This window comes from Nostoc sp. (genome assembly GCF_036917275.1).
Taxonomy (GTDB): Bacteria; Cyanobacteriota; Cyanobacteriia; order Cyanobacteriales; family Nostocaceae; genus Nostoc.
Genome location: NZ_JBALDF010000032.1, coordinates 86843 through 102464, shown reverse-complemented (window position 1 = coordinate 102464; position 15622 = coordinate 86843). Strand labels below are relative to the sequence as shown.

The window sequence follows — 15622 nt, the reverse complement described above, 5'->3', positions numbered from 1 at the left end:
CTTATATAAATGATTTTCTTCCAATTACAATAAGTGTTTGCGCCCAATGCTCCTTAATATCTTCAGAAATAGGAATATAAGGAATAGTAATATTGCTAATGATGAAGCACACCGGATAAATAATTTTAGAAATTACCAAAGAAGGGTGTGCTGCAAAGAATCCAAAGTAATTGTGAGGTACTGTATGAATACACTGTAGTGATAAATTTTCAAATTCTTCTTTGTGTAAACTACAGCTATAATCGATTTCAGGTATATTATAACCACCTAAACTTCGTTCTTTAACTAATTTTCTCATAAAATGTTGACCACACGGAACTACAGAAATAATCCAGCCGCCCGGTTTAGTTAAAGAATAAAGTTTATTCCAAATTTGCTGACGTTGTGATAATTTCATAAAATGCTCCACTACACCGAAATGAAAGCACATATTATAAGAATCACTACTTTCATAATCAAAAATATTAGCAACTTCGATACTTGCTTTAATAGGCTGAAACTTACCAACCTCTTCTAAATAATTCTTCGCTCTTGATGCTACGCTAGGAGAAATATCTATACCGTGAACTTCAAACCCATTGACAGCCAAACTAGCTAGATGAATTCCTCCTCCACACCCCAATTCAAACAACTGATCCGGCGGAGTAATTTTTGTAATTTTTAGTATAGTTTGCCAAACTCGACCAAGCTCCTTAATTTTATTTAAATTTTTTGTTGAATAGCAATGATGTTCATATCCTTCATGTTCTAATTCTTGTTTCCAAGTTTCACTTGCATCATAATAATTTGTGTTCATCATTAACTCCTCAGCTATATAGTTTTAATTTATAATCTTTTATAAAAACAAATACATACTGCTGGTTTCACGGGAAAATACATGGTTTTACCAAGCGGACTAGATTAGCACTAATTAAAAAATCATCTTCATATTTATTATTATATTTATTACATAATTCTCTGAAAATTTCAGAAAATTTATTTTTAAAGGTTAAAGAATTAGGGTCTAATTGAAGAATTAAATCTTTGATTTGGAAACCTTCTTCTCGAAAAGTTTTACAGTATTGTTGAGTACTGAAACGTGAAAATAAATCAAGTTCTACATAACGCCCTCCACTTTGAAAATCCTCATTATTTTGCAAAAATGAGAGAAAGTATTTCATATATTGTTCAGAATCTAGCAACAAATGGTTAAACGCATTTTGTAAACCACCGCGCCCGGAAAAATGATCACCGCCAGCACAAAACCATAGAGGTCCGTAGCTAGCATAGAGACTACCTCCTGGCTTCAAAACGCGAAATGATTCTTTGAGAACTGATTTTAAATCTTGACAGTGTTCAAAAACTGCATCTGATGCACATAAATCAATTGATTCATCTTTAATAAATGAATTATCTTCCAAAGGAGATTGATAAAACTCAATTTCAACATTTAATTTTTCTTTACAATAATGGATAATTTCACTCCAAGAATCTTTAAATTCAAATAAATCAGTTGCAATAATTTTTTTAGGACTTAATCTTGCCCAAGAAATGACATCCCAGCCAGTTCCAGTTCCTTGAATAAGGATAGTAGCTTCTCTAATTTTGCACAACCCTGAACCCCAAAAACGACGAGTTTCTAAAGGTATTCCACGTCCTGGAAGTACGAGAGATGGTTGAAGATTTTTTAGAGTCTGTGGAGATAAAAATTGACTAGCATATATAGAAAGTAAAGGACGACTAAAAAAATAAAATAAACGCTTAACTATAGTTGTCTGATGTAATTTATCTTGCTCTAACCAAGAGATATTATAGTAATTTTCCATAATGGCTACTCAGAACACAACTCTAATATAGTTTTTAATCTGCTTGTATATGTATTTGTATCTTTGATGATAATTTGCATACCAATCTTTCGCATCTGTTCTCTTTCAATAGGATTTTCTAATAACCATTTACACTTGTTAGCTAAATCTTCTGGTGAGCTAAAGAAACCATGATCAGGATATCCTGCTAAGATTTCTCTGTGTTCTTGAGTATCTTCGTAAATACCACATCCACCACAGGCAGCGATTTCAAATGTTCTCATAGTTGACTCATCTTTATTACGTTTTCTAACAATACCCAGAGTAAGTTTTGAGCAATAGGTTGCGAGACGAAATTTCTCGCTTAGGACTATTGGATTCACTGCCCAATTTTTTACAGGTATTCCCTCCCATAAGCCTCCATAAATTTTCAGCTTCCAGTTTTTCAAGGGTATGAGAGCACTTAGATAAACAAGTCTTTCATAGTCTCCAGTACCAATGAATGCAACATCAGCATCAAAGAACTCTTTCTGTTTGGAAGTTACTTCTTCTGGTGGGTAGTGTATATAAGGATCAAAGGCAAATGGCAAAAATTTTACGCAATTAACAGCATGTTGATTTAACTGTAGTAATATTTGTGACTTAGTGCTAGCAACTAAATCGTAACTTTTAAGATTTTCAATATATGTACGACTGTAATGATATCGGTTCCACGGATAGTCAGTCAAGTAATTAATAGTTTTAGCATTAACTACTTTACATATATTAAATACATCTTTACTAAGAGGAAATACTCCTACTACAAGCACTATATCTGGTTTCTGTTTTTGAATTAGATGTACAATTTTACGATTTAGCTGCATCCATTCAAGCGGACGTTTCCCTAAAACTTTAAAAATAAGCCTTCCCCATAATGATTTCATAGAGGGGGCATAACTAAGCCAATGGTTATCTACTGTCTCCACGCAGCAGTTAAGATTATTAGCTGCTCGAAGTAATATTTCCCCAATTTGTCCAGGACTTGAAGTATTACCAATAAGAAGTAGTTGTGTACTCACTTAGATGCCTCAATACAAAGGGATTCTTCCAGCCGATCTCGAACTTTATATAAATCTGGATTTATATCTTTGTTAAAATTCAATCTGTCAACCTTTGTAAATCCAATTTCTAATAGTAAATCTCTCAAACTCCAATAATCATAAATATAGTAATGATTTTGTCCTTTTCTACTATCAACTAAATATGCACCTGCTACCTCAAATAAAAAGCGATCATGAGCAACTTTTTCTGCCAAACCAACTGTATCTAAATAATGTTTTGCATGAAATAAAAGATCGGGAACAACAATTCTTAACTTTCCTTCTGAAGACAGTATCCTCTTACATTCTTTCAAAAGATAAATAGCTTTTTTAAGAGGTAAATGCTCTAAAAAATGAGATGAAAAAATTTCTTCAACAGACGAATCATGATACTTTTTTAGCTCCTTAAAAGCATCAGTTAAAATAACATCTTGAGGCCACTGTCGGTCTAATTTCTGCCGATCAATAATATGTAATAGATATAAAAAATTTTTTAGACCAGGAATTCTTTGCACAAAAATAGATGGAGAATTATCTATGTTAATAAATCCTTCTAAAATTTTAGTGCCACATCCTAGATTAATTCTCACTGGTGATTTGATTTTGTCCATAGTTCACTACAGTTGATATTTTATATTATTTAATAGATTCATTAATATGTGGTAAACTTGCCTGCGAAATACAAGTTTTGTTCAGCAAATTGTAAATTTTATGAGCCAGTTGATTAGGGTGAGGTAAATCTAACTTTTTTAATGAATAATCTTTTTTCTTATAATTATTAACATTTAAAATACATTTTGATAATTTTAAAGCATTTCTATGTGGAAATAATTCTCCATATTGGCGACTTTTAATTAAGTCTTTCCCTGAACCAACCCGATCACTTAAAATTACCTTTAATCCAAACTGGAGAGCTTCGTTGACGACTAATCCCCAGGTTTCTCCACTCTTAGATGGTAAAATCAAAGCGTCAGCTATTGCATAGTATTTACCTAACTCTGACTGATTCTTGAAGCCAAAAAAGATTGCTCTTGCTCCTAATTCCTCCTTGCTCAATTTCTCAAACTGACTACGCATTTCTCCTTCCCCAATTGCTAACAACCATAGATTGTTTTTTCCTGAAACAGGTAGCAAAGTAAAAGCCTTTGGAATTAACAACGGATCTTTTGGGGGAAAAATCTTTCCGCAATACATAAGTACGCGATCTGTCTTTGCAATCCCCAATTGATTTCGTAAAGTTTCCCTCTGTGGTAGCCAAAAGTCCACCTGTTTTTGAAAGAACTGTATATCAATGGCGTAGTGAGCTAATGTCATACGACTCTTATCTACTCCCATTCGCAAATAATGATTTATAGAATCTGTTCCAATAGGGAAAAAATGAGTAAATTGACGATAATAAAGAGACAAGGATAATTGACGTATTTTGTCCTTAATATAAGAACGCGATAATGCCTCATCTGTTGTTTCTGCTCTGAGCATTAATTTGTGTCCAGTTAGACATAGCAACAAAGTACTAACGGTAATAAAAGTAGGTGAATAAGCAAAAATCAGTACAGCATCAGGTTGATAGTGATTAATAGCAGTAAAAGCTTTAGCTGCTAATTTGATACCTCTCAAGCCTTTTAAATCTTCCAGCGAATTGTGAGATAAAAACTCGTGTTCAAAACCTGCTGTTGGCTGACAATCCCATTGGAAGACTACCCCAAAGTTAGGATCTTCCCTTGGTATTACACCATGATTACAACCAAAAAATACTTTTAATTGTAAATTTGGTTGCTGTGCTAACTCACGAAAGACAGGTGCAAAATATTGAACTGGATGAGTAAGGAGAATTGCCAGTTTTATTAACATTTTATTTACTTTATCCAGTATCTTTTAGGGGTTCTAAATTACTTTTATAAAAAATTAAGTAGTTTAGAAGTTAAAATCTGGTGTTTGTTGAACACCATTGATATATTTCAAAAAGTAAACAATAATTCTCTATGAATATTAAAATTCATGATTGAATTCCTAAATCATCCACATTAACTTCATATTGCGCCTATAACTTTACACAACCTAAATCTGGAACCACCTCAGAAAAAACACTGATTTGCCCAAATTATTAATTAGTTAAAGCAGTCTTAATCCAGTGATTCTACTTAAGTTAGACTTAATCTTATCCTTCTTCCTTGAATTATTCTCTCTAGTATTTGTATTGGAGTAGTAGTAGCTGTAGTCATTATGATCAGTAGTTACACAATTCACTACCATTCCCAACACAGTCACACGCGAATGTTCTAATAATCCCTTTGTAGTCTTAGCCGTATCAGAATTAACTACACCAGGACGTGTAACTAACAAGATTCCATCTGCCATTTTGCCTATAATCGAGGCATCTGCCAGAAGGCTTAAAGGCGGAGTGTCAATAATCACGCAGTCATAATCTTGGGCAGCTTGTTGCAGTAACCTATTCATCCGCTCTGAGTCTAGTAGTGCAACAGGATTGGGTGGTATGGTGCCAGAACTGAGCAATTCTAGATTTATCACCACTTCCTTGGCAGCTTCTGCTAACGTAGCCTGCCCCACTAAAACATTACTTAACCCCATTAAGTTAGATTGCTGCCACATTTCGTGTTGACGAGGGCGACGCATATCTGCATCAATCAATAGCACTCGCCGTCCCATCTGGGCAGTAGCAACTGCTAAGTTAGCTGCCACAAAAGACTTGCCCTCATTCATCACAGAGCTGCTAACCACAATCACGTTCAGTTCCTTATCAGAAAGGGTAAAACCCAGATTAGTCTGGAGCATTTCAAAGGCTGCATTAACCGATGAATAAGGGTTATTGAGTACCACTAATTCGGTTGTACTCTCACCACGAGCCAGTCTAGCTTTTTGCTCAAAAACCGGAATCGTACCCAACAAGGGATAATCTAATAACTCTTGGGCTTCTTCTGCTGTCTTCACAGACTTGTCTACAGCTTCTAGCAATAAAGCTGCTGCAATAGCTAAGAATAATCCTAAAAATCCCCCTAGTGCCAAATTCAAGCTAATACGAGGAGAAATTTTCTTCTTAGGAACTAAAGCCTCAGAAACAATCGTGGCGTTGCCTACATTTTGGTTCTCTACTAATTCAACTTCTTGCAATCTTTTCAGTATTTGCTCGTAGGTAATTTGTGCAACTTGTAGCTGTCGTTGTAGCTGTAGCTGTTGTTGTTCCAGTTTGGGTAGGCTTCTGAGACGTGCTTGATAAAGTACAAATTCCTTCATCAACACACCAACTTGATTCTGCAATCCTAACCGTTGTACTTCCACTTGCACCAAATTAGCAGTTAGAGTCTGCTTAAGTTCTCCTATTTGTAAATCTTGCTCTGGGATAGGCTGTGAACTACCCAGAGTTTGGGTCACTCTTCCTTCTAGCTGCTTTTTGAGAGCTTGTTCTTTACTTAACAAATTAGTAATGACTGGGTGTTCATCGGTAAATTGTGACCTATCCACTGCTAACTGGTCTTGAACCTTCTGATATTCTGATAGCACTTGTTGTACTGCTTTAGATTGACTCAAGTTGGTGAGTGCCATAGCGTGCCGTGTGTTCAATGCCAATTGATTTTGGAAAGCACCAGAACGGCTCTTAGCATCAACCAACTGTGCGCGTAGTTGGGTTATCTGACTGGATAAATCATTCAGCCTTTTGACTCCTTGTATAGCTTCTTCTTCTAGGGAAACAACCTCGTATTTTTCTTTAAACCGCCGCAGTCCTGCTTCTGCCTCTGTGACTTTTGTTTCGATTAAAGGTAATTGCTTACTTAAAAATTTCCGTGCTGCTGTGGCTTCGGAACGGTTAATCCGAAGATTATTTTCCAGATAAGCACTCATCAATGTATTGACGATAGCTGTGGCTTCTTGAGGATTAGCACTACGGTAAGAAAGTTGTAAAATATCCGTCCCTCGGATACTCTTGATTTTCAAGTTAGGCAAAAAATTATCTATTTCTAATGGTTGTCCCAGATTATCCTTAAGCTGCAACTTACCAATAGTTTTTTGACTTAGGGGGTAGGAGCGAATGATTTCGGCTTCGGTTTCCAAAGGGTTAGAGAGACTTGTCACTCCACTGAGTTGTCCCAGTTGTCCCAGCTGCTCACTTGCACCTGTAAGGGAAGAGACACCACTTTGCTTATTAAAAAGGAGTTTGCCCTCGGCTTCATAAATTGGTTTTTGACTAAAAGTAACCAACGCTGTGACTCCTAAGACCGACCCCATAATGGTTATTATCAGTAACCAACGTCTTTTTACAGTCAGCCAATAGTGTTGAAAATTAATCAGGTCTTGCTCGTTTTGATGAGAAGGCATAATTCACCTAATACTTTACATATGGAAACTGTTAAATAATTAGTTGGCTCATTTGTACTGATATAAAGCAGTTCTCGTTCGCATAAAGTACATTTTTTAACTTTACTCCTAACCGTCTCCTTGGCAAGGAGACGGAAGTGTTTGTGTCAGCAAATTGAGGGTGGCGTTCCAACTGTATTGCACCGAAGTGAGAACTGAATATACAACAAAGGAGTAGAACAGGAGAGGTGATATAAGTAGATGGGTAGTAAATAAATATAATATGGACTGTCATTGGGTTCGCATGGCGAACGCAATGACATATTTACATTTAATTATGCCTACCTACTTATCAACTGGTCTAATATTCTCTAAAATTGCTCCTTATTGATTGCAACTGGATCTGAATAATCCATAAAGATTTAGTTAAAGATTATCAAGGTTTTTTTGTGAAAAAACCTACGTATTTTTACGGTTTTTTATTGATTATACTACTTAATTTTTAATGTATAATTTACTATAAACACTGCTAATGTATTTACTCAAGGAATATTTTAGCGACGCTGAATAGCCCGCACTTCTCTATGAGACGCTCTTGCTAGTAAGATCTCCGTAGGGGTACGACATGGTTCATTAGTGTCAACTTAAGCTCAAATGGATGTTTCACAGGCATTTTACCCCCCTTAATCCCCCCTTATCAACGGGGGAAACAGGAAATCTAGTTCCCTCCCCAATCCATTAGACATATCCGCAAATGAGTATCAAAGCCTTGTACAGCAAGAGTCAAAACCTAATTTTCGGATAAGTCCATTGGGAGGGTTAGGGTGGGGTGACGCGGATCGTGATGGGAAGCCAGAGAACTGAATATCACGTCTTGACAAGGGTTTCACGTTAAGTTGACACGCATGGGCATGGTTCGACTACTTCGGCTGCGGCTCCATTGAGCGTTCGCGTAGCGTCTCGTAGAGAAGCCGAGATGCTCAATACAAGTGCGCTCACCAGCCGCTCAGTGACCACCGCCCCAAGTAAATCAATAAATATATAGTGATAAATGAATAACAAATTTCGTCATAAGCTTTTTGCAGCAAGGTTTAGCGGAATTGAATTATTATCTGATTTTATGTCTCTCCAGATGTACGGAGCTTTTTCAAAAATTAAGTACTACTTGTATATATATTCAAATATTTACGTAATTTCTACATGGTTGGATAGCTAAAATAAGGATTAAAAATAAAGGGCTAATAAAGATATGGTAAAACACACAAGATGACTTTTTTTATTAAGCTCACGAAACTTGGTTTTTTTAGTAAAGCTTGGCTTTTGTTTTCGATTGCTTATCATTTAGTTTACTGACGGCTTTGAAATATTTTTAACTATTAAAATCTCACATTAAAATTTCAGGGTAATTATTGCTTGCGTCCAATTTTGTTATATCTATGCTGTAATTTTTACTAAACTCCGCAAATGACTATTACTGTTGCTGTTGGCAAAAAAACCAAAAAGTTCTCTCAGACAGATAATCTCCTCTGTGTATTACTGTTATTAGGGGATATAGTGGGTTTATTGTTGAGTTTGTCTTTCTTTTTATGGTTACGATTGAATCAAAATTTGAATAGTTTTGACCCTTTAATTTATTTATTTTTTTTCCTAGTTCTCGTAGGGCTGTATTTAGCAGATACTTACCATCCAGATACCCAAATAGCAGGGTTACGCGCTCCATTCCGCATTTTGATTAGTAATGTTGCTGTCGGTAGCATTATTGCAGCTCTCATTTACTTTACTGGTGTTTGGGGGAAAGATTTGGTCTTGAAACGAGGAATTTTGCTCCCTAGCTTAGGCATATTTACCATCTGGGCTATAGGATCAAGAATATGGGCAGCCAAGTGGGTGCGATCGCAAGATCAACACAGCCGTTGGCTAATTTTGGGTGCAGGTAAAAAAGCCATTTTATTTAGCAAAACTTTTCTAGAACACAGTTCATTAGGGCGCTTGGTTGTTCTAGCAACAGCAGAGCCAAACACCAATGAATTAGCAAAAAGTAATCGAGTTTTTGTGGGGAGCCTCAATGACTTACCCCAATGGAGTCAACAACCTTGGTCAGGGGTAGTAGTAACAACCCCAATGGAATTATCTAGTGCAGAGATACAGCAGTTGATGCAGTTACGTTTATCTGGTGTCTCCATCTACGGAATTCCTGATATTTGTGAAACCTTGTGGCACAAACTTCCCTCATTTCTGCTTCAGGATAACTGGCTGGCTTTTGGTGCTGGTTTTAATTTAGCGGGTGACAGCATTAGTCAAAAGCTCAAGCGGTTATTGGACATTATTCTGGCATGGTCATTATTTCTGTTTTTATCTCCACTGATGTTGCTAGTAGTACTAGCAATTAAGTTAGATAGTCCAGGCCCAGTGTTATACACACAGATGAGGACTGGTTTGGAAGGAAAGCCCTTTAGAGTTTACAAATTTCGTTCCATGTATCAGGATGCTGAAAAACGGGGAGTGCAGTGGGCGAACGAACGAGATCCTCGGATTACTAGATTCGGACGCTGGTTACGCCTGACTAGAATCGATGAACTACCACAGATTTTAAACGTTCTCCGGGGAGAAATGAGCCTCATTGGCCCCCGTCCAGAACGGCCAGAATTTGATATCAAGCTGCGACAAGAAATTCCCTACTATGACTTACGTTATGTCATCAAACCCGGAATCACAGGCTGGGCGCAGGTAATGTATCCCTACGGCGCATCAGTAGAAGATGCTTACGAGAAATTAGCTTACGACCTCTACTACATCAAAAATTATTCCCTAGCTTTGGATTTAGCGATCATCTTCAAAACCATTCGGGTAGTATTACTGGGTAAAGGCAGATGAATAAAAAAGTCTTAGTTACTGGTGGAGCAGGATATATTGGCTCGCACGTGGTTTGTAAGTTGGGCGAAGCAGGTTACGATGTTGTGGTCTATGACAATTGTTCTACGGGTTCACCCCAAGCAGTATTGCATGGTGAGTTAATTATTGGTGATTTAAAAGATTTAGAATGTCTCTGTCAGGTATTTTGTCAGCATCAATTTACGGCAGTTTTACACTTTGCTGGCAGTCTGAACGTACCCGAATCTGTTTCTCGTCCCCTAGACTATTACGCTAACAATACTCGCAACACCCTGAATTTACTCCGTTGTTGCAGCAACATGGGTGTCAACCAAATTATCTTTTCCAGTACAGCAGCTGTCTATGGACAACCAGAAACGAGTCCTGTTACTGAATCTACACCAGCTGAACCTATTAACCCCTATGGGCGATCAAAACTTTCTTGTGAATGGTTGATTCGTGACTATGCAAAGGCTTCTGATTTACGTTACGTAATTTTACGATACTTTAATGTTGCTGGAGCAGAACCTGGTGGGCGATTGGGGCAGATGTCAAAAGGAGCATCTCATTTAATTAGAGTTACGTGTGATGCTGCACTCAAACGCAGACTAGGAGTAAAAATTTTTGGTACAGATTTTCCTACACCAGATGGAACGGCAATTAGAGACTACATTCATGTTGAAGACCTAGCAGCAGCACATTTAGATGCTTTAACCTATCTAGAGCAAGGTAACGAAAGCCAAATTATCAACTGTGGTTATGGACAAGGATACAGTGTCCGTCAAGTTATTGAACGGGTTAAGGTTATTTCTGGGGTAGATTTTCCGGTTATTGAAACAGAACGTCGCCCTGGTGATCCTGCTTGTGTGATCGCTGGTGCTGATAAAATCTCTAAATTACTGGGTTGGCAACCAAAATATAATGACTTAGATCAAATTGTGTACACTACCCTAGCTTGGGAAATGCACCAGAAAGATTTGATGGTGACATCCTCTACATACTGATTCGGAGTACTGAATCAGTGTCAGTAAACCAAAAAGTTTTTCCAGAAAGGCGATCGCTATTAAGCAAAAAAGAAGCACCAGATGTAATCTAGGAACATCTGGTTTGATGTTCTTAGTGATACATGATGAGTTAAAGTACTATATTAGTCCCTTTTATTAATTGTTAACGATTCGTTGTTGATATTCCTGTTCAGTGATCATATCGAGAGTGTTCTCTAGACGATCTACAAATACGATACCGTCGAGGTGATCGAACTCGTGTTGAAAAATCCGAGCAATAAAATCGGTTAATTCTTGCTTTTGTAAGTTGCCTTGAGAGTCAGTGTATTCCACTTCAATAGATTTATACCGAGGAACTAACCCCCTAATTCCTGGAACACTTAAACAACCTTCCCAATCTTTGATAACTTCAGTTGAATGAGCAATGATTTTGGGATTAATCATGGCAGTGGGTTGCATTTCCGGAGCGTTGGGATACCTGGCATTAGGACGGGAAGCCACAATAAATAAACGATAGGATTGTGCTACTTGAGGCGCAGCAATCCCTACGCCGTTAGCCTTGGCAACAGTGGTGATTAAGTCTTCAATTAATTTTTGAATATGCTCATCTTGAATATTCTCAACCCAAGCAGCTTTTTGGCGCAATGTTGGATTGCCTAATTGAATTATTGGCGCTAATTCAGTCATAATAAAAACTCTTTTTGGTAATGGGGTATTGGGCATTGGGCACTTGTACTGAGCATCTCGACAACTCTTAGAGACGCTACGCGAACGCTCGATAGAGCCGGCGTCGTAAAGCCTGCGGCATAGCTACGCTTAAGGCACAGCCTCTCTAAGAGTTGTATTGGGCATTAGTTATTCTCTCCCACTCAGCACTCCTTACTTCTAATATCATCCTTCACGTCTCACGGGCAAAGGAGCAGGTTGGATTCCTACTTGGACAATTTGCCCATTGCGTTCCACTTCTATTGGTAACTTAGTACCGATTTGGCTCTTTTCTACTAGCTTTTGTACTTCTTCAATTTTAGTAACAGGCTGGTTATTAATGCTTTTAATCACATCGCCAACTCGTAGTCCAGCCACAGATGCAGGCGATCGCGGCACAATCTCAACTAGCAAAACGCCGTCATCTGCTGTAATATTTAAGCGATCGCCTGCTAGATTTTTTATTCTTTCTTTATTTTCTGGTGTCAATGTTACCATCTGAACACCCAAATAAGGATGATCGACTTTGCCTTTAGCAATTAATTCTTGGGCAATTTTTTGCACGGTGTTGATGGGAATAGCAAATCCTAAGCCTTGAGCGCCTCGAATAATGGCTGTGTTCATCGCAATTACCTGGCCACGAGTATTTAGCAATGGCCCACCGGAATTACCAGGGTTAATCGCAGCATCCGTTTGGATGTAATCAACCCGCTTGTCGCTAGCACCGATGTCGCTACCAGAACGACCTGTAGCACTAATAATCCCAGAAGTAACGGTATTATTCAAGCCTAAGGGGTTACCAATGGCAATTACTGCTTCTCCTGGTTGCAAAGCATCAGAGTTACCCACAGATAGAGTTGGCAGATTATTCGCATCAATTTTGATCGTAGCTACATCCGTCACCGGGTCTTCACCCAAAACTTTACCATCAAAAGTCCGGCCATCTTTGAGTGTGACAGTCACTCTATCAGCACCATCTACCACATGGGAATTCGTTACAATTTGACCTGAGGAATTAATGATAAATCCAGAACCACTACCTCGCTCTACCCGTTGTCTAGGCTGTGGCGTTGCGTCTCCAAAAAACCGCCGGAATAATGGGTCGTTAAATTCGTCTGGTACACGAGAAGTGATTGTTCGGGAAGAATCAATGCGAACTACCGCAGGCCCCACCTGTTGCACTACTTTCACCACAAAATTAGGATCTCCAGACGAAGAGAAAATCGGTGGAGGGACAATTACTGGATTAGATTCTATTGTCTTTTGAGCTTGAGTTTCCCCTTGTTGAGTCTCAAAGGTCTTAGCAGGTAGAAGAGAGCAGCTCCCCAGTAACACCACTGCTACCCCAGATGAGAGCATCCCCAGAATATTATCTACCCCCCATCTGTGGGGCAAACGCCTGGGATGAATATTTTTGGGGGTTAAGTGATGGTTTCTTGTCTTCATGTGTCGTTGCTTCTCCGTGTCAGTCGCTGGGTGTTAGAATCTTGCCTACCGGGTATATCCCAAAATGATTACAACTTAAAAGCTTATTCTAGGTCTAGCGTGTCTCAATGCTAAATTGGTGCTTTATCTTCTATTGTGACGATTAGCAGCAAAGGTGGTGGATAATGGAAATTCCTATAGAAAGTCTGTGGAGTCAGGTACTAGAGCGCCTACAGCTTGAACTATCCCGACCCACCTTTGAAACTTGGATCAAAACTGCTAGTGCGGAGCGATTAGAAAATAATTGTTTGGTAATCCGTACTCCTAACCCATTTGCTCGTAATTGGTTACAGAAGTATTACATCAATACCATTGCTCATGTAGTACAAGATATTCTGGGTCATCCGGTGGGTATTTACATTACTGTTGCTCAAGGTGATGAAGTTTCTCATTTTAGTGAACGAGAGATTTCTTGGGAATCACCAAATCCTAACAGTATTTCTGAAGCTGTTCCTAATCATAACCAAAAAACTACTGAATTAAACTCAAAATATGTATTTTCGCGATTTGTAGTTGGTGCTAACAATCGGATGGCTCACGCTGCTTCTTTGGCAGTTGCAGAATCTCCAGGTAGGGAGTTTAATCCTTTATTTTTATGCGGTGGCGTAGGTTTAGGTAAAACTCATTTGATGCAGGCTATTGGTCATTATCGCTGGGAAATTTGTCCAGATTGTAAAATATTTTATGTTTCTACTGAGCAGTTTACTAATGATTTAATTACAGCGATTCGTAAAGATAGTATGCAAAGTTTTCGAGAACATTACCGAGCCGCTGATGTTTTATTAGTTGATGATATTCAGTTTCTGGAAGGAAAGGAATACACCCAAGAAGAATTTTTTTATACTTTTAATACTTTACATGAAGCTGGTAAACAAGTTGTGATTGCTTCCGATCGTCCTCCTAATCAGATTCCTAGTTTGCAAGAACGTCTTTGTTCTCGGTTTTCTATGGGGTTAATTGCAGATATCCAAAAGCCGGATTTAGAAACTAGAATGGCAATTTTGCAGAAAAAAGCCGAGGATGAAAATATTTGTCTTCCCCGCGACGTGATTGAATATATTGCTTCTAACTATACTTCTAATATTCGAGAATTAGAAGGAGCTTTAATTCGGGCGGTGGCTTATATTTCTATTTGGAGCTTACCGATGACGGTGGAAAATATCACACCAGTTTTAGAACCGCCTAACGAAAAAATGGCAGCTACCCCAGAAGCAATTTTAAAAGTTATAGCCGATAATTTTGAGATTTCAATAGACGACCTCAAAAGTAACTCACGGCGAAGAGAGATTAGCTGGGCGCGTCAAATAGGAATGTATCTAATGCGTCAACATACATCCCTAAGTTTGCCGAGAATTGGCGAGGAGTTTGGTGGTAAAGACCATACAACGGTAATCTATAGTTGCGATAAAATTACCCAACTCCATGAGAGCGATCGCACTTTAGCACAAACACTACGCCAACTGAGCGATCGCATCAATATGACTAGCCGTTCTCAAAAACCATCCTGAAGATGTATTTTAAGTTTTCCACAATCAGCGCTCCGCTCATTAGCGTTAACGGCTAAATAATTAGTTGAAAATATTAAGTAACGTATAAAAATTGATTAAATTTCACTTAGATTGTAGAAAAAATCTTACTTTTTGTGGAAAATTCTGTGGAAAACTTGATATTTTGCTAATAAAACTTAATTAAGTATAATTACCTTGTGGAAAATTACCTGAGTTTTTCCACAAGTTTTCCACAGATAGTCAGCTTGCCTAATATCAAAAAGAAACAGTAATAAATTAGACTTTTCAAACAACCTCTGAAGGTAAGTATATCTTTTGGCAATTTGACAATATATAGCAATCCTAAATTATTCATGAGAATTTTGTACCGCTATAAGCGTTCTGAGTATGCTGCACAAGGTATCCCTGAATACTGGATTGTTGATGCCCAGAAAGCCCGAATTACTCTGCTGACTCTGGTAGATGGACTGTATGAAGAAATTGTATTTCAGAAAACAGATATTATTAAGTCAGGGACTTTTCCAATCCTGGATGTGACCGCAGTTCAAGTATTAACGGCTGGACAAGTCTAAAATCCAATTATGCAACAATGCAATAATATGCACTGACTCTGAGAATTGATCGCGCAGAGCGTAAGAGAAATAAAGAAGGGAAAAGAGAAAAGCCAAGAGTGTAAAGGGATACTAAGTCATGAGGGGAGCCGCAACCACAATCCGAAAACCTATGCGGCTGCTTCTATAGTCACACGCGTCCCTGCCGCGATTCGCAGAACGGGAATACTTTGAAACATAGTACCACGAACCACCACGCAACACGCGATTATCATTATCACTCATCCAAGGGCTAGCGTCTGCTGGCGCGTAGATAGCATCTTC

Annotated in this window: 13 protein-coding genes; 4 read left to right on the top strand and 9 right to left on the bottom strand. The window is 38.2% G+C overall.

Annotation, left to right across the window (positions count from 1 at the left end):
* Position 1: 1 nt before the first annotated feature.
* The 6 genes from V7K35_RS11705 to V7K35_RS11680 all read right to left on the bottom strand — a co-directional run bounded on the left by V7K35_RS11705 (position 2) and on the right by V7K35_RS11680 (position 7195).
* Positions 2–799 (bottom strand): class I SAM-dependent methyltransferase, encoded by a 798-nt coding sequence (locus V7K35_RS11705; RefSeq protein ID WP_335079083.1) that lies wholly within the window; start codon positions 797–799, stop codon positions 2–4.
* Positions 800–863: 64 nt separating this feature from the next.
* Entirely contained in the window at positions 864–1805 is a 942-nt protein-coding gene (locus V7K35_RS11700) for a class I SAM-dependent methyltransferase (protein ID WP_335079081.1), read from the bottom strand.
* Between the two features lie 5 nt (positions 1806–1810).
* Positions 1811–2842 (bottom strand): CgeB family protein, encoded by a 1032-nt coding sequence (locus V7K35_RS11695; RefSeq protein WP_335079079.1) that lies wholly within the window; start codon positions 2840–2842, stop codon positions 1811–1813.
* A complete protein-coding gene (locus V7K35_RS11690) occupies positions 2839–3474 on the bottom strand; it encodes a class I SAM-dependent methyltransferase (protein ID WP_335079077.1) in 636 nt (211 codons plus the stop codon). The genes V7K35_RS11695 and V7K35_RS11690 overlap by 4 nt, the downstream gene beginning before the upstream one ends.
* Positions 3475–3499: 25 nt before the next feature.
* Positions 3500–4714 (bottom strand): glycosyltransferase family 4 protein, encoded by a 1215-nt coding sequence (locus tag V7K35_RS11685; RefSeq protein ID WP_335079075.1) that lies wholly within the window; start codon positions 4712–4714, stop codon positions 3500–3502.
* A gap of 261 nt (positions 4715–4975) precedes the next feature.
* Positions 4976–7195, bottom strand: a complete 2220-nt coding sequence (locus tag V7K35_RS11680) for a GumC family protein (RefSeq protein WP_335079073.1) — start codon at positions 7193–7195, stop codon at positions 4976–4978.
* Between the two features lie 1443 nt (positions 7196–8638).
* Here V7K35_RS11680 and V7K35_RS11675 point away from each other — a divergent pair.
* On the top strand, positions 8639–10048 hold the full coding sequence (locus V7K35_RS11675; protein ID WP_335079071.1) for a sugar transferase: 1410 nt from the start codon (positions 8639–8641) through the stop codon (positions 10046–10048).
* The gene (gene galE, locus V7K35_RS11670) at positions 10045–11049 is read left to right on the top strand and encodes a UDP-glucose 4-epimerase GalE (RefSeq protein ID WP_335079069.1); all 1005 of its coding nucleotides are present in this window, start codon (positions 10045–10047) and stop codon (positions 11047–11049) included. Before V7K35_RS11675 ends, galE begins: the two co-directional genes overlap by 4 nt.
* Positions 11050–11205: 156 nt before the next feature.
* On the opposite strand, the gene def is transcribed toward galE, so the two are convergent.
* Together def and V7K35_RS11660 are read right to left on the bottom strand one after the other, a co-directional pair.
* Positions 11206–11736: a peptide deformylase gene (gene def, locus V7K35_RS11665; RefSeq protein ID WP_334793348.1), complete on the bottom strand. Its 531-nt coding sequence runs from the start codon at positions 11734–11736 to the stop codon at positions 11206–11208.
* A gap of 204 nt (positions 11737–11940) precedes the next feature.
* Positions 11941–13200, bottom strand: coding sequence for an HhoA/HhoB/HtrA family serine endopeptidase (locus V7K35_RS11660; RefSeq protein ID WP_335079067.1), 1260 nt, complete (start codon positions 13198–13200; stop codon positions 11941–11943).
* 164 nt (positions 13201–13364) lie between these two features.
* On the opposite strand from V7K35_RS11660, the gene dnaA reads away from it, so the two are divergent.
* Together dnaA and V7K35_RS11650 are read left to right on the top strand one after the other, a co-directional pair.
* A complete protein-coding gene (gene dnaA, locus V7K35_RS11655; protein ID WP_335079065.1) occupies positions 13365–14747 on the top strand; it encodes a chromosomal replication initiator protein DnaA in 1383 nt (460 codons plus the stop codon).
* Positions 14748–15100: 353 nt separating this feature from the next.
* Complete coding sequence (locus V7K35_RS11650; protein ID WP_335079063.1) at positions 15101–15319, top strand: Uma2 family endonuclease; 219 nt, start codon at positions 15101–15103, stop codon at positions 15317–15319.
* Positions 15320–15430: 111 nt separating this feature from the next.
* On the opposite strand, the gene V7K35_RS29670 is transcribed toward V7K35_RS11650, so the two are convergent.
* A complete protein-coding gene (locus V7K35_RS29670; protein ID WP_442939719.1) occupies positions 15431–15613 on the bottom strand; it encodes an SUMF1/EgtB/PvdO family nonheme iron enzyme in 183 nt (60 codons plus the stop codon).
* Positions 15614–15622: the final 9 nt, after the last annotated feature.